The sequence below is a fragment of the Sphingomonas sp. GW821-FHT09E03 genome, from assembly GCF_059416225.1.
This window is the reverse complement of sequence record NZ_JBWKOS010000016.1, coordinates 13,064-31,725: the sequence shown is the minus strand read 5'-3', so window position 1 is coordinate 31,725 and position 18,662 is coordinate 13,064. Positions and strand designations below refer to the sequence as shown.

Genomic DNA, 18,662 nt, shown 5'->3' with positions numbered 1-18,662 from the left:
GCGTCACCCTTCGCGGTGATAGGGGTGATTGGCAAGGATGCTGGTGGCGCGGAACAGTTGCTCGGCGAGCATGACGCGGGCGAGCAGGTGCGGCCAGGTCGCGCGGCCGAACGAGACCAGCAGGTCCGCCTCGGCACGCTCGGCATCGCCAAAGCCGTCGGCGGCGCCGATCATGAACCGCGCCTCGCGCACCCCGTCGTCGCGCCAGCGCCCGAGCTTGTCGGCAAAGGCGACCGAGCCCAGCACCTCGCCTTTCTCGTCGAGCAGCACGCGGCGGGTGTGGGTATCGAGCGCGGGCAGCTTGCCGCCGGTATCGGGCAGCTCGGTCACCCGCGTCGGCCAGGCAATCCGCTTGAGATAGCGGTCGACCAGCTCGGCCTCGGGCGAGCGCCCGATCCGCCCGCGCGCGACGATATGGAGGAGGATGTCAGGCCTGCGGGATCGGTGCCGTCGACATGTTCGGGCCGGTTTCGCCGAACTGCCACATCCGCTCGAGATTGTAGAAGGAGCGCACCTCGGGGCGGAACAGGTGGATGATCACCTCATTGGCGTCGATCAGCACCCAGTCGGCGGTCGGCAGGCCCTCGATGCGGACGATGCGGCCGGTCTCGGCCTTGATCTTCTCGGCGAGCTTCTGCGCCATCGAGGCAACCTGGCGGGTCGACCGTCCCGATGCGATCACCATGTGATCGGCGATCGATGTCTTGCCGGCAAGCGGGATCGAGACGGTCTCGACCGCCTGGTCATCGTCCAGCAGGGCGAGGACGAGCCGCAGCAGTGCCTCGACCTCTTCAGGGTCGGTCGCACGAAGGGCAGGGGTGGAAGTCGCCAAGTTAGCTCCTGGGTTGCTGGGCCGGAAGGCGCCGGTGCCAGTCGGGATCGGCCGCTCGGGCCGCGGTTGCGGAAGTCGGATCGGGGCGAAAGCGCAGCAGCACGAGGGCCGGCAAACTCCACATCGTCCAGTTCTTCGCCTGGCTCGCAGGCCGTTCAAAGCGCCCGAGCCAGGCCATCGCGGGGCTCGCGAGGGCATCGTCGTCATACCCCGGGCGCGCAATAACCGCAATCGGCATCGTGCGGGCGATTGCGCGCCACTGCCGCCAGCGGTGGAACTGCGCCAGATTGTCCGCGCCCATCAGCCAGATGAACTGTTTTCTGGGATAGCGCCGGCGGATCTTGCGCAAGGTATCGAGCGTGTAGCGGGTGCCGAGCCGCGCCTCGAGATCGCTCGCCCGGATCGGCGCGCGCCGCGCCATCGCCCGCGCCGAGGCGAGCCGCGCGGCAAGCGGCGCCATATCGGGCGCATCGGCCTTGAGCGGGTTGCCAGGCGACACCAGCCACCATGCCTCGTCGAGATCGAGCGCGCGGATCGCGGCGAGCGTGATCGCGCGATGCCCGCGATGCGCGGGGTTGAACGAGCCGCCGAGCAGGCCGGTGCGGATCATTGCCAATCCTCGCGGCCATGAAAGACGCGCAAGATTTCTACGCCCGGCTCGTTGATCCGATAGACGAGCACATAGTCCGTGTGAGGGACCAGCCACTTGCGTTCGCCATCGTCCAGCGCCGGGCCGGCATGGGGATGCTCTGCCAAGAAGTTGCCAGCCCTGATCGCTGCGCGGCCGAGCGCGTCGGCAAAGTCCGGGGCGTTCTGCTCGTAGAAGGAGTCGATGCGGACCAGATCGGCCTGCGCCCGCCGCGTCCAGACGGCTCGGCTCATGCCTTGCGGCGGGCGGCGATGCGCTCCTCGAACCAGGCTTCCATCTCGTCCTGGCTGATCACGTCGCCACGGTCGGCAGCATCGACGCCCTCCTGGACGAAGGCGCGCCACGCCAGCCCGCGCTCGGCCTGCTTGCGGATCGCGTCGACGACGAATTGTTCACGCGTAATGCCCCGCGCAAGCGCCAATTCCTCGACCATAGCTGCAACGCTCGCGTCCAGGGACGCAGTAATCAAGGCGGGAGCATTCATATGGAGAACCTACGCCCGCTTCCGCGACGCTTCAACTCATCACCGCCGATGCCGCATCTGCGCGAGCTGCGGCGCGCGATAACCGCCCTGCAGCTCCATCATCCAGCCGGGATATTCCGCGGGGAGCGCGCTCGCCGCATCCAGCGCCGTCAGATCCTCCGCCGACAGCTCGACCGCCACCGCGCCGAGATTGTCACGCAGCTGCTCCTCGCGCTTGGCGCCGACGATGACGCTGGTGACCTGCGGCTGGTGCAGCAGCCAGGCGAGCGCGATCTGCGCCACGCTGACGCCCTTGGCCTCGGCGATCGGCCGCATCGCCGCGACCACCTTGTCGCCGCGCGCCTCGTCGACCGGCGGGAAGGCGCGGGTGTCGCGACGACCCCCTTCGCCATCGCCGCCCTGCCCCGGCTGATACTTGCCCGACAGATAGCCGCCGGCGAGCGGGCTCCAAACCATCAGCGACAGCTCTTCGGACTTGAGCATCGGCACGACCTCGCGCTCGAGCTCGCGGCCGGCAAGCGAATAATAGCTCTGCACCGACTGGAACCGCGCGAACCGCTTGAGCTCGGAGATGCCGAGCGCCTTGACGATCTGCCATGCCGCCCAGTTGGACACGCCGATGTAGCGGACATGACCGTGCGTCACGAGGATATCGAGCGCCGACAGCGTCTCCTCGATCGGCGTCGCGGGATCGAAGCCGTGGATCTGGTAGAGATCGATATAATCGGTCTGCAGCCGCTTGAGGCTCGCCTTGGCCTGGTCGAGCACATGGACGCGGCTGGTGCCGCGATCGTTGGGCCCCTCGCCCATCGGCCCCATCACCTTGGTCGCGAGCACCACGTCGCTGCGCTTGAGCCCGAGATTGTGGATCGCCTGACCGGTGATCTCCTCCGACAGTCCTTGCGAATAGACGTTGGCGGTGTCGATGAAGTTGACCCCGGCATCGAACGCCGCCTTGACCAGCGCGTCGGCGCCGTCCTGCTTCACCCCGCCCATATAGGCGAAGAAACCCTCGCCGCCGAAGGTCATGGTGCCGAGGCATAGCTCGGAGACGAACAGGCCGGTGCGGCCGAGCGGGTTGTAGCGCATGGGAGGTCCTTCGGATCGGCGCCGGCGAGCCGCCGGCATCAGCCCGCTAGAACGCGGTCAGGGGCGAATCTGTCCCGTGCCGCGACCGATCCATTTGTAGGTGGTCAGCCCCTCCAGCGCGACCGGCCCGCGCGCGTGCAGCCGCCCGGTGGCGATGCCGATCTCGGCGCCCAAGCCGAACTCGCCGCCATCGGCGAACTGGGTGGAAGCGTTCCACAGCACGATCGCGCTGTCGACCGCGGCGAGGAACCGCTCGGCGACGCCCTCATCCTCGGCGACGATCGCATCGGTGTGATGCGAACCGTGGCGGGCGATGTGCGCCATCGCCCCTTCCACGCCGTCGACGATCGCCACCGAGGCGATCGCCTCAAGATATTCGGTATCCCAGTCGGCCGCGTCGGCAACGCCGATCCCCGGTGCCAGCGCCACCGCCGCCGCGTCGCCGCGCACCGCGCAGCCGGTGTCGGCGAGCGCCGCGATCAGCGCGGTGCCGTCGCCAAAGCCGCGATCGATCAGCAGCGTCTCCATCGCGCCGCACACGCCAGTACGCCGCATCTTGGCGTTGACCGCGATGCTGCGTGCCATCGCCGGATCGGCGGAAGCGTCGACATAGACGTGGTTGATGCCGTCGAGATGCGCGAGCACCGGCACCCGCGCCTCCGCCTGCACCCGCGCGACCAGGCTCTTGCCGCCGCGCGGGATGACCAGATCGATCGCGCCCTCGGCAGCGAGCATCGCGCCTACCGCGGCGCGGTCGGTGGTCGGCACCAGCTGCACCGCATCGGCCGGCAGCCCCGCCTCGACCAGCCCGGCGACGAAGGCGGCATGGATCGCCCGGTTGCTGTGCACCGCCTCGGAACCGCCGCGCAGGATCGCGGCATTCCCGGCCATCGTGCACAGGGCCGCGGCATCGGCGGTGACGTTGGGGCGACTCTCGTAGATGATCCCAATCACCCCGATCGGCACGCGCACCCGGGCGAGCGCCAGCCCGTTCGGCCGGGTCGCGGCGTCGATCACCTGGCCGACCGGGTCGGCCAATCCGGCCACTGCCTCCACCCCGGCCGCCATGCCGGCGAGGCGGGGCGAGTCGAGCCGCAGCCGATCGAGCATCGCCGGCGACAGGCCTCCCGCCTCGCCCGCCGCCATGTCGCGCGCATTGGCGGCGAGGATCGCGGCCTCCGCGTTGCGCAACGACGCTGCCGCGGCACGCAGCCCGGCCGCCTTGGTCGCCGTCGGCATCGCGGCCAGCGTGCCGGCGGCGGCGCGGGCGCGGGCGCCCATGGCGGCGATCAAAGCGGCGGGGGAGTCAGTATCGGCCATGCCCGTATTCCTACCATCCCAAGCCCCCTCGCGCCACGCCTGCGAACTTGTTACGCTCCCGGCCATGTCGGGGGATATCGCCGCAGCAGCGGACATCATCACGGGCGCGCTTGCCGCCCGCAGCGTCGAGCCTGAGGCCGGCGGGCACCATGGTTCGGGGGAACATGGCGCCGCCTTGTGCCTCAATTGCGGCACCAGGCTGATCGGCGCGCATTGCCATGCCTGCGGCCAGAGCGGCCATGTCCACCGCACCGTCGGCGCGATCGGCCATGAGATCGCGCATGGCGTGTTCCACTTTGAGGGCAAGATCTGGCGCACGCTGCCGATGCTGATCCTCCATCCCGGCGCGCTCACCCGCCGCTACGTCGCCGGCGAGCGCGCCCGCTTCGTCTCGCCGCTCGCCTTGTTCCTGTTCACCGTCTTCCTGATGTTCGCGACGATCAGCGCGGTCGGTGGCGATTTCGCCGAGGCGGTGTCACCCGAGCATATGAGCAAGAGCCATATCGAGTTCGCACGCGCCGCCGAGAAGGCCCGGCAGAAGCTCGCCGAGCGCCAGCAGCGCCGCGCCGCACTGGTCGCCGCGGGCCAATCGACAACGGACATCGACAGCGACATCAAGGCGCTCGGCATCACCGCCAACGTGCTCGGCGCCCGGCAGAAGGACACGGATGCGGCGGGTGAGGATGCCAATAATTTCACCTTTTCCAACATGAAGACCGGCTGGCCCCGCCTCGATCATGGCATCGAGAAGGCCAACGCCAACCCGGGCCTGGCGATCTACAAGCTCCAGAGCAGCGCCTATAAATACAGCTGGCTGCTGATCCCGATCTCGACCCCGTTCGTGGCGATGCTGTTCCTGTGGCGGCGCCGGTTCGGGCTGTACGACCATGCCGTATTCGTCACCTACAGCCTTGCCTTCATGATGCTGATGGTGATCGCGCTGACCCTCGCTGGCGCTGCCGGCCTGCCCGCCGGCTGGATCACGCTCACCGTGTTCCTGCTGCCGCCGATCCACATGTTCGCGCAGCTGCGCGGTGCCTATTCGCTCGGCAAGGTGTCGGCGCTGTGGCGGCTGACGCTGCTGCTGTTCTTCGCCTGGTTCGCGCTGGCGACCTTCCTCACCCTGCTGCTGCTGCACGGGCTGGCGGACTGACGGAGAAAACCGATCCTTGCCCCAATCCCGTCATGCTGAACTTGGTTCAGCATCCATGGCCAAACCGTACCGCGCGCGGTGAGCGTCGGGTGGTGGATCCTGAAACGAGTTCAGGATGACGAAGGGGGCGTGTGTCCAGCGTCACTCGACAACCGGCGCGCGCTCCTCACCGGCACGGGTAGTTCTTCGCCAGCACCTTGGCATAGCCGTCCTTGAGCGGCAGCTTTCGGTCCGCCGCCGGGAGCGCGTCTAGCCCGCCGAGCATCTCCATGATCCCGACCTTCTCGCCCTCGGGGACGCAGGCATACGGCTTCTTGCCCGCGGCCACCCGGGCGGCGCTCTCGGCGCGAAGCTGCTTGGTCGCGGCCGAGGCCTCCGCCTTCAGCGCAGGATAATCGGGCGAGGTCAGCGCCGCGAACGGGTTGGCGCGCAGCGGCGCCGCCTTGGCGAGGAAGCTGCCGACGCTCATCGCGGCCTCGGCAGGCGCCACGGCGACCAGCGCCACGGCAAGGGCGGCAACGGGAACGAACAGCGGCTTGAACGACATCGGCGACACTCCGGAAGGAATGCCGCCGATTAGGATCGTCTTGCTGTCCGGCGGCTGAACCGCCGTGCCGCCTCGCGCGCGTCAGGCGCCGAGCGGGGTCGGTGCGCCAAACGGGCCGTTGGGCCGGCGCGTCTTGGGGATCGAGGTACCTGCGCGCGGCACCGTCGGCTTGGGACCGATATCGATCCGGCCGATGTCCTCGCCCGCGATCAGCTTCTTGATCTCGTCGCCCGACAGCGTCTCATATTCGAGCAACGCGCCGGCGAGCAGGTGAAGCTGATCGAGGTGGTCGCTCAGCACCGTCTTGGCGCGGGTCAGGCCGCCCTCGACGATCGCCTTGATCTCGTCGTCGATCAGCTGCGCGGTCGAGTTCGACATCCGCACCGGCTGAGACGACGAATAGCCGAGGAACGACTCGCCTTCAGGCTGGGCATATTCGACCGGGCCGACCTTGTCCGACATGCCCCATTTGGTGACCATGTCGCGGGCGAGGCCGGTGGCATACTGGATGTCGCCGGACGCGCCGGACGAGACCTTGTCATAGCCGAAGATCACTTCCTCGGCGACGCGACCGCCCATCGCCACCGCGAGGTTCGCGTACATCTTGTCGCGGTGATAGCTGTACGAATCGCGCTCCGGCAGGCGCATCACCATGCCCAGCGCCCGGCCGCGCGGGATGATCGTCGCCTTGTGGATCGGGTCCGACGCCGGCTCGTGGAGCGCGACGATGGCATGACCGGCCTCGTGATAGGCGGTCATCCGCTTCTCGTCCTCGGTCATCACCATGCTGCGCCGCTCGGCGCCCATCATGACCTTGTCCTTGGCCTCCTCGAACTCGGCCATCGCGACCAGCCGCTTGCCCTTGCGCGCGCCGGTCAGCGCGGCTTCGTTGACGAGGTTGGCGAGATCGGCGCCCGAGAAGCCCGGGGTGCCGCGCGCGATCACGCGGGCGTCGACGTCCGGCGCCAGCGGCACCTTCTTCATATGCACTTCGAGGATCTTGATCCGGCCCTCGATGTCCGGCCGCGGCACCACCACCTGGCGATCAAACCGGCCCGGGCGCAGCAGCGCGGGATCGAGCACGTCGGGGCGGTTGGTCGCCGCGACGATGATGATGCCCTCATTGGCCTCGAAGCCGTCCATCTCGACCAGCAGCTGGTTGAGCGTCTGCTCGCGCTCGTCATTGCCGTTGCCGAGGCCCGCACCGCGATGACGGCCGACCGCATCGATTTCATCGATGAAGACGATGCACGGCGCGCTTTTCTTGGCCTGTTCGAACATGTCGCGGACGCGACTCGCGCCGACACCGACGAACATCTCGACGAAATCGGAGCCCGAGATGGTGAAGAACGGCACGCCTGCCTCGCCGGCGATGGCGCGGGCGAGCAGCGTCTTGCCGGTGCCGGGCGAACCGACCAGCAGCGCGCCCTTGGGGATCTTGCCGCCGAGACGCGCGAACTTGGTCGGGTCCTTGAGGAAGTCGACGATCTCGGTCAGCTCGGCGCGCGCCTCGTCGATGCCGGCGACATCGTCGAAGGTGACCTTGCCTTCCTTCTGCGTCAGCATCCGGGCGCGGCTCTTGCCGAAGCCCATCGCGCCGCCGCCGGTGTTCTTCTGCATCTGCTTGAGCACGAAGAAGGCGATGCCGAGGAACAGCAGGAACGGCAGCGACTGATAGAGCAGCAGCATCCACATCGAGGTGCCCTCGTCGGGCTTGGCCGCGATCACCACGTTCTTCTCGCGCAGGTGCGGCACGAGGCTGGGATCCTGGATTGGATAGGTGCGGAACTTCTCGCCGTTGGAGTAGGTCCCCGAGATCACGTCGCGGCTGATGTTGACGTCCTTCACCGTGCCTTCGTCGACCTTGTCGAGGAAGGTGGAGTAAGCGACGGTGGTGCCGGTGCCGCCGCTCGGGCGATCGAACATCGTCACGAACAGCGCGAGCGCGAGCAGGATGCCGACCCAGATGAGCAGGCTCTTCATCCAGGGGTTCCCGCCGCCGTTGTTCTCGGGCTGCTTGTCGTTGTCGTTCATGGGGTACCTTTCGCCTGCCAATGTAGGCGCCCACAGGTTAATGGCAATGGAACAGAGTTGATCCTCGCGCCGATCCGGGGACGATCAGTGCGCGCGGCGCGGCGGCGCGGGGCGGAAGCGCCATTCGCCCTGCTGCGGCAGCACCACCACGCCGCTCTGGGTCGCGCGCTTGCCGCCGCCGAGCGCATCGAGCAACGCCTCGATGTTGGCCGAGTCGTTCCATTTCGGCGCATCGATCCCGGCCGCGGCGATGACCACGCCGATCGCCCGGCGGGCGAGCCGCCGCTGCAATTCGCGCGGCAGCCCCTCCATCTGCACGCGCACCAGCGGGCCATGGACCACCGCACGCTCGGCCCACAGCCAGTCGACGATCGCGCGCACGTCGCCATCCGCCTCGGCCAGCGCCGCCGCCGAGCGCGCGAGCTGCGCCGAGCCGAGCCACTCGTGCTCGTCGAGCAGGCGGCGGAACCGGGTGCGGTCATGCGCCGGATCGTGGTTGGAGGGATCATCGATGAAATGGACATCCTGGCGGCGGACGATCGCGCGGAGCTCGGCGCGGCGCCATTCGAGCAGCGGCCGCACCACGATCACCTCCTCGATCACCGCGCGCAGCCGGACGCCGGCGAGGCCCGACAGCCCCGAGCCGCGCGCCGCGCGCATCAGGAAGGTCTCGGCCTGGTCGTCGACGTGATGCGCGGTGGCGATCGCCTCGGCGTCGATCGCCTTGGCATGGGCGGCGAGCAGGCCATAGCGCGCCCAGCGCGCCGCCGCCTGGATGCTCGCGCCCTCGATCCGTGCCGCCGGCGCCAGCGTCACGTGCGGCACGCCGAGGGTGGCGCAATGCGCCGCGACCATCGCCGCCTCGTCCGCCGCCTCGGGCCGCAGCTGGTGATCCACCGAGGCCGCGGCGATGCGCCCAGGCATCGCGGCCTGCGCCAGCGTCAGCATCGCCATGCTGTCCGGCCCGCCGGAGACGGCGAGCAGCACCGGCCGCCGGGGCTCGTGCCCCAGCGCGCGGATCAGATCGGTGTGAAAGCGCTCGGCTTCGGCGACGAGCGGTTCACTGGCATTTGGCGGTGGTACGGCCCTTCTCGACATCGGCCTTCATCTGCGAGGAAATCTTGGTGGCATAGACGTCGGTGAGCTCGCCATAGACCTTGCACGCATCGGCCGGCTTGTTGAGCTTCACCAGCGCCTGGGCGAGGTAATAGAGGCTGTCCGGCGCGCGTTCGCCGTCGGGCATCTTCTTGTAATTGTCGTAGAAGGCCATGGAGGCAAGGCTCGGCTTGCCCTCGTCCAGATAGGCGCGGCCGAGCAGGTTCTGCGCATAGGAAGCGCGACGGTGCTTGGGATAGGTGGCGACCACCTTCTTGAGCTGCGCCTCGGCCTCGGGGTAGCGCTTGGCCGTCCACAACCGGAAGCCGTAGAGATATTCGTCCTCGGGCGTGTCGCCGCTCGACGGCTTGTCGACCCCGGTCGCCGCAGGCGCGGTCGACACCGCGGCCGCGGGCTTGGTCGCCTCGGGCCGCGTCGTCGGCCGCGTTACCGTGCCTGACGGGCGCGGCGCCTCGTCGTCGCCACCACCGCCCATCGCCGGGCCATCACCCATCGAGCCACCACCGGCGACCGCCGGCGCGGCGGTCATCGCCGACAGCCGGGAATCGGTGCTGCGCTTATAGGCGTCGAACTGGTCCTGCAGCTTGCGGATCGAATTGCCGTTCTGCTCCACCTGGTTGGTCATGCTCGCGAGCTGCTGCTCGAGCGCCGAGACCCGGCTGGTGAGATCGGCGACCGCGCTGGTCGCGGGCGAGCCGCCGGCCTCCTGCGGCACGTCCTGCCGGGTGATTTCCGGCTGCAGATACTGGCCGGCACCACCCGGGAACACCTTGCGCTGCACCGCGCGCATCTCGCTTTCGAGCTTGCCGACGCGACCCTCGACATTGCTCTGCGCGAGCGCCGCGGCGGGGATCAGCGCGGTCGCCGCCGCCAACATGGCCAAAAATGTCTTCATGCTACTCACACCCCCCGGTGCACCGATGGTTAACACCGCCTCTTACCTGCATCGCCCATGCTGTCGCCAGCCTTAAGGCGTGGAGGAATTAGCGATGTCGCCCGATCCGGTCGACGGTTCGGCCGTGTCGGCCTGCGCGGTCGTCGATGCCGGTCGCGCGGTTCGGCGACGATTGCCGCCGGTCGTCGCGCCGGCTGCCGCCGACGGACTCGGCGTTGCCGCAGCCGGCTCCGGCGTGCCGGCGATCCGCGCCGCCACCGCCGCCGCGCTCACCCGCACGTCCTTGATCGGCCGCTCGCCGGTGCCGAGCGCCGGGGCCGCCGACCCGTTGAGCGTCACCGTCAATTTGTCCGGGCGGCCGACGTTGATCATCGGGTCCTTGGCGTCGGCAGGCACGTCGTAGCGCTCGCCCGCCTTCATCGTACCCTGGCGCAGCACCTTGTTGTCGGCGTCGTAGACCCGCAGCCACACCTCGTCGTTCGCGGTCAGCGTCACCTGTCCGCCGGTCGGCACCGCCGGCTTGGCGGCCGGCACCGGGGCGGATGCCACCACCGGGGCGGGTGCCCCGACCGTCTCGGTCGCCGCGACCTGCTGGCTCGTGCCGCCGCGCAGCAGGTTGGTGCCATACCACAACCCGACCAGCACCAGCACCGCGACCGCGATGCCGAGCGCGACGATCGTCACGCCGCGGCTCGGCACCCGCGCCGGATCGGCGGTCTCATACGGCACATATTCGGGCGTGCGCGGCCCGAGCCGATCGAGTTCGCGGCGCACGTCCTGCGCCACCGCCACCTCGTCGGCGCCGACGGCGCGCGCATAAGCCTTGGAAAACCCAACCGCATAGGTCGGCGACGGCAGCGATGTGTAATCCCCACTCTCCAGCGCCTCCAGGTGGCGCTGGGGCACGCGCGTGCGCGCGGAAATCTCCGTCAAGCTCAGCCCGCGCGCCTCCCGCGCCGCACGCAGCCTGTCGCCGGCCTTGGCCGCGGCAGGGGTGAGGGAAGGCTGGCCGGGATCGACCTCGTCCATTCGTATCTCCAAGGGAGGGTTGACGGCTGTCGGGCCAACATCTCTCAGAGGCCCGGAAGCGTGTCAACGCACCGCGCCCGCTTGAGCCCCGGTTCCGCGACCGATTACGCCAGATCGACGCCCGCCTGCGTCGCCCAGTCGGTCAGCGCGCCGCGCATGTCGCGCACCGGATGGCGCAGCAGCTCGGTCATGAACACGCTCAAGGCCGCGCGGTCGAGCGAGCGGACCATCGCCTTGATCGGCCCCACCGCCGCCGGAGTGATCGACAAGCGGTCCACCCCGAGCCCGATCAGCGCCATCGCCTCGAGCGGCCGCCCGCCCATTTCGCCGCACACCGCCACCGCGACGCCGGCGTCGCGGCACGGCCCGAGCACGCGGACGAGAAAACGAAGGATCGACGGGCTCAGCCAGTCGTAGCGCTCGGCGAGCTTGGGGCTGGCGCGATCGGCGGCGAACAGGAATTGGGTGAGATCGTTGGTGCCGACCGACAGGAACTGGAGGTTGGGCAGCAGCAGATCGAGCTGTTCGGCGAGTGCCGGCACCTCGAGCATCGCGCCATAGCGCACCTCGAGCGGCAGCCGCTTACCGCGCGCGTGCATCCAGTCGCGCTGCGCCTCGAACAAGGCCTTGGCCTCGTCGAACTCCCAGGCCTCGCTGACCATCGGGAACATGACGTTGATCGTCCGCCCCGCCCCCGCCTCGAGCAGCGCGCGCGCCTGCGCCTTCATCAGCCCGGTGCGTTCCATCGCTAGCCTGAGCGCCCGCCAGCCCATCGCCGGATTTTCCTCGTCCGAGGTGTCGTGGGTGAGATAGGGCAAGGCCTTGTCGCCGCCGATATCGACGGTGCGGAACACCACCGGCCGGTCGCCGGCGGCATCCAGCACCTCGCGGTACAGGCGCTGCTGGCGCTCGCGCTGCGGCAGCGTCGCCGAGACCAGGAACTGGAACTCGGTGCGGAACAGCCCGATGCCGTCGGCGCCGGTGAGGTCGAGCGCGGCGACATCGTCGCGCAGGCCGGCGTTGATCATCACCGTGACGCGATGCCCGTCCTTGGTCTCCGGCGGCACGTCGCGCAGCGCGGCAAAGGCGGCGCGGCGCTTCTGGCGCAGCGCCAGCTTGGCCTCGAACGCTTCCTCCATCCCGCCCGACGGCCGCACGAAGACGTTGCCCGCGACCGAATCGAGCAGCAGCAGATCGCCCTCGGCGATCAGCCGGCGGACGTCGCGGACCCGCCCCAGCACCGGGATGCCCATCGCCCGAGCAACGATGGTGACATGCGCGGTCAGCGATCCCTCTTCGAGGATCACGCCCTTCAGCCGGCGCTTGTCATATTCGAGCAGCTCGGCCGGCCCGAGGTTGCGCGCGATCAGGATCGTGTCCTGGCGCAGGCCCATCTGCGCCGCAGTGCCCATCTGGCCCGAGACGATCCTGAGCAGCCGGTTGGCGAGATCCTCCAGGTCGTGCATCCGGTCGGCAAGCAACGGATCGTCGATTTGGCGCATGCGCTGGCGCGTGCGTTGCTGGACGCGCTCGATCGCGGCTTCCGCGGTCAGCCCAGAGTCGATCGCCTCGTTGATCCGCCGCGACCAGCCCTCGTCATAGGCGAACATCTTGTAGGTCTGCAGCACCTCCTCATGCTCGCCGCCGCCGCCGAACTCGGCCTCGCGGGTCATCCGCTCGATCTGCTCGCGCATCTTGTCGAACGCGGCATAGACGCGGTGGCGCTCGGCGTCGGTATCCTCGGCGACGGTATGCTCGATGTGGATCCGCGGCTGGTGGAACACGGCGAAGCCTGATCCCATGCCCTCGACCAGCTTCAGCCCCGGTAGCCGCGTCGCCGCGGTGGTCTGCGGGCGCAGCGCGGTCGCCCCCGCCTCGTCGATCAGCCCGGCGTTGACGATCAGCTCGGAGAGCACCATCGCCACCGTCTGTAGCGCCTCGATCTCGACGTCCTGATATTTGCGCGGCTCGCTGTGCTGCACCGCGAGCACGCCGACGGCGCGTTCGCGGCGGATGATCGGCACGCCGGCGAAGCTGTGGTAGCGATCCTCGCCGGTCTCGGGCTTGTAGGCGAAATCGGGGTGGCTCGCCGCCTCGTCGAGGTTGAGCACCTCGACGTCCTCGGCGATCGTTCCCACCAGCCCCTCGCCGAGCGCCAGCTTGGTGACATGGACCGCCGCCTGATCGAGCCCGCGGGTCGCGAACAGCTCGAGCGCGCCCTCGCGCAGCAGGTAGATCGAGCAGACTTCGCTATCCATCGCCTCGGCGATGATCGCGACGACGGCGTTGAGCTTGGCCTGGGCGGGGTTGCGCCCGGCCATGACGTCATGAAGACGGGTAAGGATTTCGCGGGCGGAGGCGACGGCCGAGGTGGGCATGATCATCGGCTAACAGATGAAAGCCCCGGGTGCCACGCAACATTGCATCCGGTTCGCCGCATCTTTTCTTCGCGACGTTGCTTGAAGGATTGGTCCAGCAACAGACGCGCCCTCGCCGTCACCCCAACGAAAGAGCGTCGGATCGGATCGTGCGCCGGATGATTCTTGAACAAGCGAGAGCGTGTCCGACCCGGCGCGGTCGCTAGCTGTCGAACAACCCGTCCTGGCTGCCCGCCGGCGGGTTGAGCCCGAGATGCTTCCAGCCGCCGGCGTTGAGCACGCGGCCGCGCGCGGTGCGCGCCACCAGCCCGAGCTGGATCAGATAGGGCTCGATCACCTCCTCGATGGTGTCGCGCGGCTCGGAGAGGCCGGCGGCGAGCGTCTCCACCCCCACCGGCCCGCCGCGATAGATGTCGGCGATCATGTGCAGGTAGCGCCGGTCCATCGCATCGAGGCCGAGGCCGTCCACCTCCAGCCGGTTGAGCGCGCTGTCCGCCGCGCGCGCGTCGACCGTCGCGGCGCCCGCGACATTGGCGAAGTCGCGCACCCGGCGCAGCAGCCGGCCGGCGATGCGCGGCGTGCCGCGCGCGCGACGCGCGATCTCGGCGGCGCCGTCGGGGGCGATGCCGAGATCGAGCAGCCCGGCGGCGCGGGTCACCACCCGGGTCAGTTCCTCCACCGTGTAGAATTGCAGCCGCACCGGGATGCCGAAGCGATCGCGCAGCGGCGTCGTCAGCAGTCCCTGGCGGGTGGTCGCGCCGACCAGGGTGAAGCGCGGCAGGTCGATCCGCACGCTGCGCGCCGACGGCCCCTCGCCGATCATCAGATCGAGCGCGCGATCCTCCATCGCAGGGTAGAGCACCTCCTCCACTGCCGGCTGGAGGCGATGGATCTCGTCGATGAACAAGACGTCGCCGTCCTCGAGATTGGTGAGCAGCGCGGCGAGATCGCCCGACTTGGCGATCACCGGCCCGGAAGTGGCGCGGAAGCCCACCCCCATCTCGCGCGCGATGATCTGCGCCAGCGTGGTCTTGCCGAGCCCCGGCGGCCCGAAGAATAGCACATGGTCGAGCGCGTCGCCGCGCCCGCGCGCCGCCTCGATGAACACCCGCAGGTTTTCCCGCGCCGCTTTCTGCCCGACGAACTCGTCGAGGCTGCGCGGGCGCAACGCCGCATCGACATCCTCGGGGCGGCGCGCAGGGGTGAGCAGGCGATCGGTATCGGTCACGCGTCGTTCCCTAGGCGTTCCCGGCGGCGAGGTCGAGCCACCGACCGGCGACCGGCGAGCTTACAGTTCGTCATCCCAGCGAAAGCTGGGATCTTCTCGAGGAAAGCGCAGTCCGCTCCCCAGCAAGATCCCAGCATTCGCTGGGATGTCGGCCGGCGGGCGTAATGGCACGACAAAATCCATGCTACACCCCGATGATGACCGCCAAGCCCGACCTGTTCCTCGCCTCCCCGGCGCCCGCCACCCTCCGCGCCGCGCTCGCCGAACGCTTCACCCTCCACGATCACATGGCCCCCACCACCACCCGCGCGATCGTCGGCGGCGGCACCATGAGCGTCGATGCGGCGCTGATCGCGCGCCTGCCCGCGCTCGAGATCGTCGCGGTCAACGGCGTCGGCCATGACGGCATCGATCTCGCCGCCGCCCGCGCCCGCGGCGTCCGCGTCACCATCACCGCCGACGTGCTCACCGACGATGTCGCCGATCTGGCGATCGCGCTGATGCTCGCCGTCCAGCGCCGGCTCGCCGCCAACGATCGCGCGGTGCGGGCCGGCGGCTGGGCTGTGCCGCTCGCGCGCCGGGCGAGCGGCCGCCGCATCGGCCTGTTCGGGCTGGGTGCGATCGGTCAGGCGATCGCCGCGCGCGCCGCGCCGTTCGCCGGCGACCTGCTCTACACCGCGCGCACCGCCAAGCCGGTGCCGTGGCGCTTCGTGCCCGACATCCGCGCGCTCGCCGAGCAGAGCGACGTGCTGATCCTCGCCGCGCCCGGCGGCGCCGACACCGCGCGGATCGTCGATGCCGCGGTGCTCGCCGCGCTCGGCCCTCAAGGCGTGCTGGTCAACATCGCCCGCGGCAGCCTGGTGGACCAGGACGCGCTGGTCGCCGCGCTCGCGGCGGGCACGATCGCCGGCGCCGGGCTCGACGTCTTTGCCGACGAACCCGCGGTGCCGGACGCGCTCAAGGCGATGGACCAGGTCGTGCTGTCGCCCCACCAGGGCAGCGCCACCGAGGAAACCCGCGCCGCAATGGCCGCGCTGGTGCTCGCCAACCTCGATGCGCACTTTGCCGGCCAGCCGCTGCCGAGCGCGATCGCCTAGCGCCGTCCCCTAGACCGCGACGATCATTTCGCCGCTTTGCGCAGCGCCAGCCGGACCAGCGCGTCGAGCGTCGCGCCGGCGCCAAGTTCCTCCTCGGCGGCGCCGACCGCGCTCGCCGCTTCCGCCGGGCGGAAACCGAGGTTGAGCAGCGCCGATACCGCATCGGCCCCCGCCCCGACCGGCATCGCCTGCGCCGCCGCCCCCGGCCCGAGCGCCACCGTCCCCACCCGGTCCTTGAGCTCGCGGACGATCCGCTCGGCCAGCTTGGGGCCGACGCCGTTGGCGCGCGCGATCATCGTCTTGTCCTGCGCCGCGATCGCCCGGCTGATCTCGGCGGTGTCGAGCGCCGACAGGATCGCCAGTGCCACCCGCGCGCCGACGCCCTGGACACCGGTAAGCAGCCGGAACCAGTCGCGCTCGTCGATCCTCGCGAAGCCGACCAGCCGGATCGAATCCTCGGCGACCAGCATTTCGGTGAACAGGGTCGCCGCTTCCCCCACCGGCCCGATCGCCGACAGCGTCCGCGCCGATGCGCCGACCAGATAGCCGACCCCGCCGACGTCGATCACGGCATGGTCGAGGCCGGTCGCCTCCAGGCGTCCCTTCAGATGTGCGATCATGAGCGTCGCGGTAGAACAAAGCCGCGCCCGCGTCATCATGCGCGGCCAGCGGCGGATCACCACCAATTCATGGTTCGCGTGGCGGCAAATTAGTTGATGTCAAGATCCTAGCCTGCCGGCGGGCAGTCTTCGTCCCGGCCGCAGCCAGTTACGATACCGTGGAAGTCGCAAGGCACGGTCGCGCGCAAGTTAACGATGACCGGCCATCGCTCGCCCACCGACGATAAGGGGCGATCACCGCGCGATGACCACGAATTTCTATGCCGGTGCGCTGACACATCGATCGCCCGTCGGGCGCGATGTTCCACGCGATCCCGCGCAACGCTTGGAACGACGGCGCCTGTTGTCGTGGCTGTTGCTGTGGATCGTCGTCGCCAACACCGGCTACGCGCTGCTCTGGCTGGTCGGCAGCCCGCCACGGCCCATGGTGATCATCGTCACCAGCCTCGCCGGCCTGCTCGTCCGGGCGATGCCGGTCACCGTCAAGCGCGCGGCGTTCGTCTGCACGACGCTGTATTCGGTCACCGTCTTCATCTCGCAGCTGTTCAACATCGCGCCCACCCGCATCATCGGCTCGATGGCGATCCTGCCCGAGACCACCTTCACCACCTCGCCCGACTATCGGGTGGCCGGCGCCGGCGTGCTGGTCACCATCGCCGTGGCGATGGGCGTGGCGACACGCGACATGGCCTTTCGCCGTGGCTCGTCGCTGCTGATCGCGATTGCGGCGAGCCTCGCCTGGTCCGGGATGGATCTCGCGGTCAGCCGCTGGAACGGCGGGATCTATGCCACCACGCTGCCGCCCGGCCCGTTCCAGTCGGCGGTCAGCCTCAGCGGGTTCGCCGCCAATGCCAGCGGCGACCGCCATCTCGTGCTGATCGATGTCGAGGCGATGGGCCTGCCCCGCGACCCGGCGCTGCTCAAGCGCCTGTTTGCCCGGCTCCAGACCAGCGCGCTGCGCCGGCATGTCTCCATCACCCAGGGCAGCACGTTCTTCTTCGGCCCGACCGTCAATTCCGAGATCCGCGAGCTGTGCGGCCGGTGGGATGACAATCAGTCGCTGCTCGTCGCCACCGACGCGCAATGCCTGCCGATGCGTCTGCGCCGCCGCGGCTATGACACCACCGCGCTCCACGGCTTCAGCGCGGCGATGTACGATCGCGCGCGCTGGTATCCGCACGCCGGGTTCCAGCGGATGCGGTTCCGCGATTCGCTGATCACCCCCGGGCAGCCGCGCTGTCCGGGCGTGTTCCCCGGCGCCTGCGATCGCGCCGTGCCCGCGATCATCGCCCGCCAGCTCAAGGCGGCGCGGACGCCGCAGTTCATCCACTGGATGACGCTCAACTCGCATTATCCGGTGCCGGTGCTGGCGGCGTTGCACACCGATCATTGCGAGGCGTTCGAACCCGCCCTCGCCGCGCGCGCGCCGATGGCGTGCCGCATGTTCCGGATCTGGGACGATCTGTTCGCAAGCCTTGCTCATGAGATGCTCGCGCCCGACTGGCCGCCCACGGACGTGCTGATCGTCGGCGACCATCGGCCGCCGTTCTACGATCGCCGCCAGCGTGCGCTGTTCGCGCCCGACCAGGTCCCCTGGATCCTGCTGCGCGCCCATGCAGGGATGCCGCAGCATCCGCTGTCCACTCCGCCGGCACCACTCATGATCACGCCGGCCTTGCCGAGGGGGTGATCACGCCGCGTCGTGCAATCGCTCGCCACAGCTGGCTTCGATGTCACGGGCAAGCGCCTCGAGCGGCCAGTCGAGCCACGCCGCCGCCTCCTCGCGATTGGCGAACATGCTGAAATTGACGCCGCAGAGCAGGCGCCGCGCCTGCAGCCGCAGCAGCGCGCCCGGCACCGCCAGCGCGTAGCGCTCGATCTTGGCGTCCTTGATGATCTGCGCGGTCTCGGCGTTGACCTCGGAGACGCGCGAACATTGCAGATGATGCTCGGTGAGATCCGCCAGCATCCGCACCGGCCCGCAACGGCGGCCGCAATGGGTGAGCACGGCAGCCACCTCGCCCTTGAACCGGAGCGCCTCGGCGACATCCCACGTCCCGCGGCCGACGATCAATACGCGCGCATCGGCAGGGAAGGCTTTGACCATGAACATGAAGCGTCAGTCGGGCTGACACGCTTAACAATTGTTTTTTAACCCGAAACAGGCGCGATCAGGCTAGGTTGCAATCAC

General features: G+C 69.3%; 19 protein-coding genes. 3 read left to right on the top strand and 16 right to left on the bottom strand.

Features of this window, described 5'->3' with window-relative positions; all coding sequences use genetic code 11:
* Positions 1 to 3: 3 nt before the first annotated feature.
* The 7 genes from AC07M8_RS18735 to AC07M8_RS18705 are packed head-to-tail and all read right to left on the bottom strand — an operon-like array spanning position 4 to position 4,374.
* The gene (locus AC07M8_RS18735) at positions 4 to 426 is read right to left on the bottom strand and encodes a 23S rRNA (pseudouridine(1915)-N(3))-methyltransferase RlmH (protein ID WP_495175754.1); all 423 of its coding nucleotides are present in this window, start codon (positions 424 to 426) and stop codon (positions 4 to 6) included.
* Between the two features lies 1 nt (position 427).
* On the bottom strand, positions 428 to 832 hold the full coding sequence (gene rsfS / locus AC07M8_RS18730; RefSeq protein ID WP_495175738.1) for a ribosome silencing factor: 405 nt from the start codon (positions 830 to 832) through the stop codon (positions 428 to 430).
* 1 nt (position 833) lies between these two features.
* Positions 834 to 1,442, bottom strand: coding sequence for a nicotinate-nucleotide adenylyltransferase (locus AC07M8_RS18725; protein ID WP_495175737.1), 609 nt, complete (start codon positions 1,440 to 1,442; stop codon positions 834 to 836).
* Positions 1,439 to 1,714, bottom strand: a complete 276-nt coding sequence (locus AC07M8_RS18720; RefSeq protein ID WP_495175736.1) for a type II toxin-antitoxin system RelE/ParE family toxin — start codon at positions 1,712 to 1,714, stop codon at positions 1,439 to 1,441. The genes AC07M8_RS18725 and AC07M8_RS18720 overlap by 4 nt, the downstream gene beginning before the upstream one ends.
* Positions 1,711 to 1,965, bottom strand: coding sequence for a CopG family ribbon-helix-helix protein (locus AC07M8_RS18715; RefSeq protein WP_495175735.1), 255 nt, complete (start codon positions 1,963 to 1,965; stop codon positions 1,711 to 1,713). Before AC07M8_RS18715 ends, AC07M8_RS18720 begins: the two co-directional genes overlap by 4 nt.
* Before the next feature lie 39 nt (positions 1,966 to 2,004).
* On the bottom strand, positions 2,005 to 3,054 hold the full coding sequence (locus tag AC07M8_RS18710; RefSeq protein ID WP_495175734.1) for an aldo/keto reductase: 1,050 nt from the start codon (positions 3,052 to 3,054) through the stop codon (positions 2,005 to 2,007).
* A 57-nt stretch (positions 3,055 to 3,111) separates the two neighbouring features.
* Positions 3,112 to 4,374: a glutamate-5-semialdehyde dehydrogenase gene (locus AC07M8_RS18705; RefSeq protein ID WP_495175733.1), complete on the bottom strand. Its 1,263-nt coding sequence runs from the start codon at positions 4,372 to 4,374 to the stop codon at positions 3,112 to 3,114.
* A 64-nt stretch (positions 4,375 to 4,438) separates the two neighbouring features.
* Between AC07M8_RS18705 and AC07M8_RS18700 the strand changes: the two genes are divergently transcribed.
* Entirely contained in the window at positions 4,439 to 5,527 is a 1,089-nt protein-coding gene (locus tag AC07M8_RS18700) for a DUF3667 domain-containing protein (RefSeq protein WP_495175732.1), read from the top strand.
* Between the two features lie 166 nt (positions 5,528 to 5,693).
* On the opposite strand, the gene AC07M8_RS18695 is transcribed toward AC07M8_RS18700, so the two are convergent.
* The 7 genes from AC07M8_RS18695 to ruvB all read right to left on the bottom strand — a co-directional run bounded on the left by AC07M8_RS18695 (position 5,694) and on the right by ruvB (position 14,754).
* On the bottom strand, positions 5,694 to 6,074 hold the full coding sequence (locus AC07M8_RS18695; RefSeq protein ID WP_495175731.1) for a hypothetical protein: 381 nt from the start codon (positions 6,072 to 6,074) through the stop codon (positions 5,694 to 5,696).
* An 81-nt stretch (positions 6,075 to 6,155) separates the two neighbouring features.
* Positions 6,156 to 8,108, bottom strand: a complete 1,953-nt coding sequence (ftsH, locus tag AC07M8_RS18690; RefSeq protein WP_495175730.1) for an ATP-dependent zinc metalloprotease FtsH — start codon at positions 8,106 to 8,108, stop codon at positions 6,156 to 6,158.
* 84 nt (positions 8,109 to 8,192) lie between these two features.
* On the bottom strand, positions 8,193 to 9,206 hold the full coding sequence (tilS, locus tag AC07M8_RS18685; RefSeq protein WP_495175729.1) for a tRNA lysidine(34) synthetase TilS: 1,014 nt from the start codon (positions 9,204 to 9,206) through the stop codon (positions 8,193 to 8,195).
* The gene (locus AC07M8_RS18680) at positions 9,169 to 10,119 is read right to left on the bottom strand and encodes a tetratricopeptide repeat protein (RefSeq protein ID WP_495175728.1); all 951 of its coding nucleotides are present in this window, start codon (positions 10,117 to 10,119) and stop codon (positions 9,169 to 9,171) included. Before AC07M8_RS18680 ends, tilS begins: the two co-directional genes overlap by 38 nt.
* 72 nt (positions 10,120 to 10,191) lie before the next feature.
* Positions 10,192 to 11,148 carry a helix-turn-helix domain-containing protein gene (locus tag AC07M8_RS18675; RefSeq protein ID WP_495175727.1) on the bottom strand — a complete coding sequence of 319 codons (957 nt, stop codon included), beginning with the start codon at positions 11,146 to 11,148 and terminating at the stop codon, positions 10,192 to 10,194.
* Between the two features lie 104 nt (positions 11,149 to 11,252).
* A complete protein-coding gene (gene ptsP, locus AC07M8_RS18670; RefSeq protein ID WP_495175726.1) occupies positions 11,253 to 13,526 on the bottom strand; it encodes a phosphoenolpyruvate--protein phosphotransferase in 2,274 nt (757 codons plus the stop codon).
* A 202-nt stretch (positions 13,527 to 13,728) separates the two neighbouring features.
* Complete coding sequence (gene ruvB / locus AC07M8_RS18665) at positions 13,729 to 14,754, bottom strand: Holliday junction branch migration DNA helicase RuvB (protein WP_495175725.1); 1,026 nt, start codon at positions 14,752 to 14,754, stop codon at positions 13,729 to 13,731.
* Between the two features lie 197 nt (positions 14,755 to 14,951).
* Between ruvB and AC07M8_RS18660 the strand changes: the two genes are divergently transcribed.
* Positions 14,952 to 15,851: a 2-hydroxyacid dehydrogenase gene (locus AC07M8_RS18660; protein WP_495175724.1), complete on the top strand. Its 900-nt coding sequence runs from the start codon at positions 14,952 to 14,954 to the stop codon at positions 15,849 to 15,851.
* A 23-nt stretch (positions 15,852 to 15,874) separates the two neighbouring features.
* On the opposite strand, the gene ruvA is transcribed toward AC07M8_RS18660, so the two are convergent.
* Positions 15,875 to 16,471, bottom strand: coding sequence for a Holliday junction branch migration protein RuvA (ruvA, locus tag AC07M8_RS18655; protein WP_495175723.1), 597 nt, complete (start codon positions 16,469 to 16,471; stop codon positions 15,875 to 15,877).
* 343 nt (positions 16,472 to 16,814) lie between these two features.
* Between ruvA and AC07M8_RS18650 the strand changes: the two genes are divergently transcribed.
* On the top strand, positions 16,815 to 18,161 hold the full coding sequence (locus tag AC07M8_RS18650; protein ID WP_495175722.1) for a sulfatase-like hydrolase/transferase: 1,347 nt from the start codon (positions 16,815 to 16,817) through the stop codon (positions 18,159 to 18,161).
* On the opposite strand, the gene AC07M8_RS18645 is transcribed toward AC07M8_RS18650, so the two are convergent.
* Complete coding sequence (locus tag AC07M8_RS18645; RefSeq protein WP_495175721.1) at positions 18,162 to 18,578, bottom strand: hypothetical protein; 417 nt, start codon at positions 18,576 to 18,578, stop codon at positions 18,162 to 18,164.
* Positions 18,579 to 18,662: the final 84 nt, after the last annotated feature.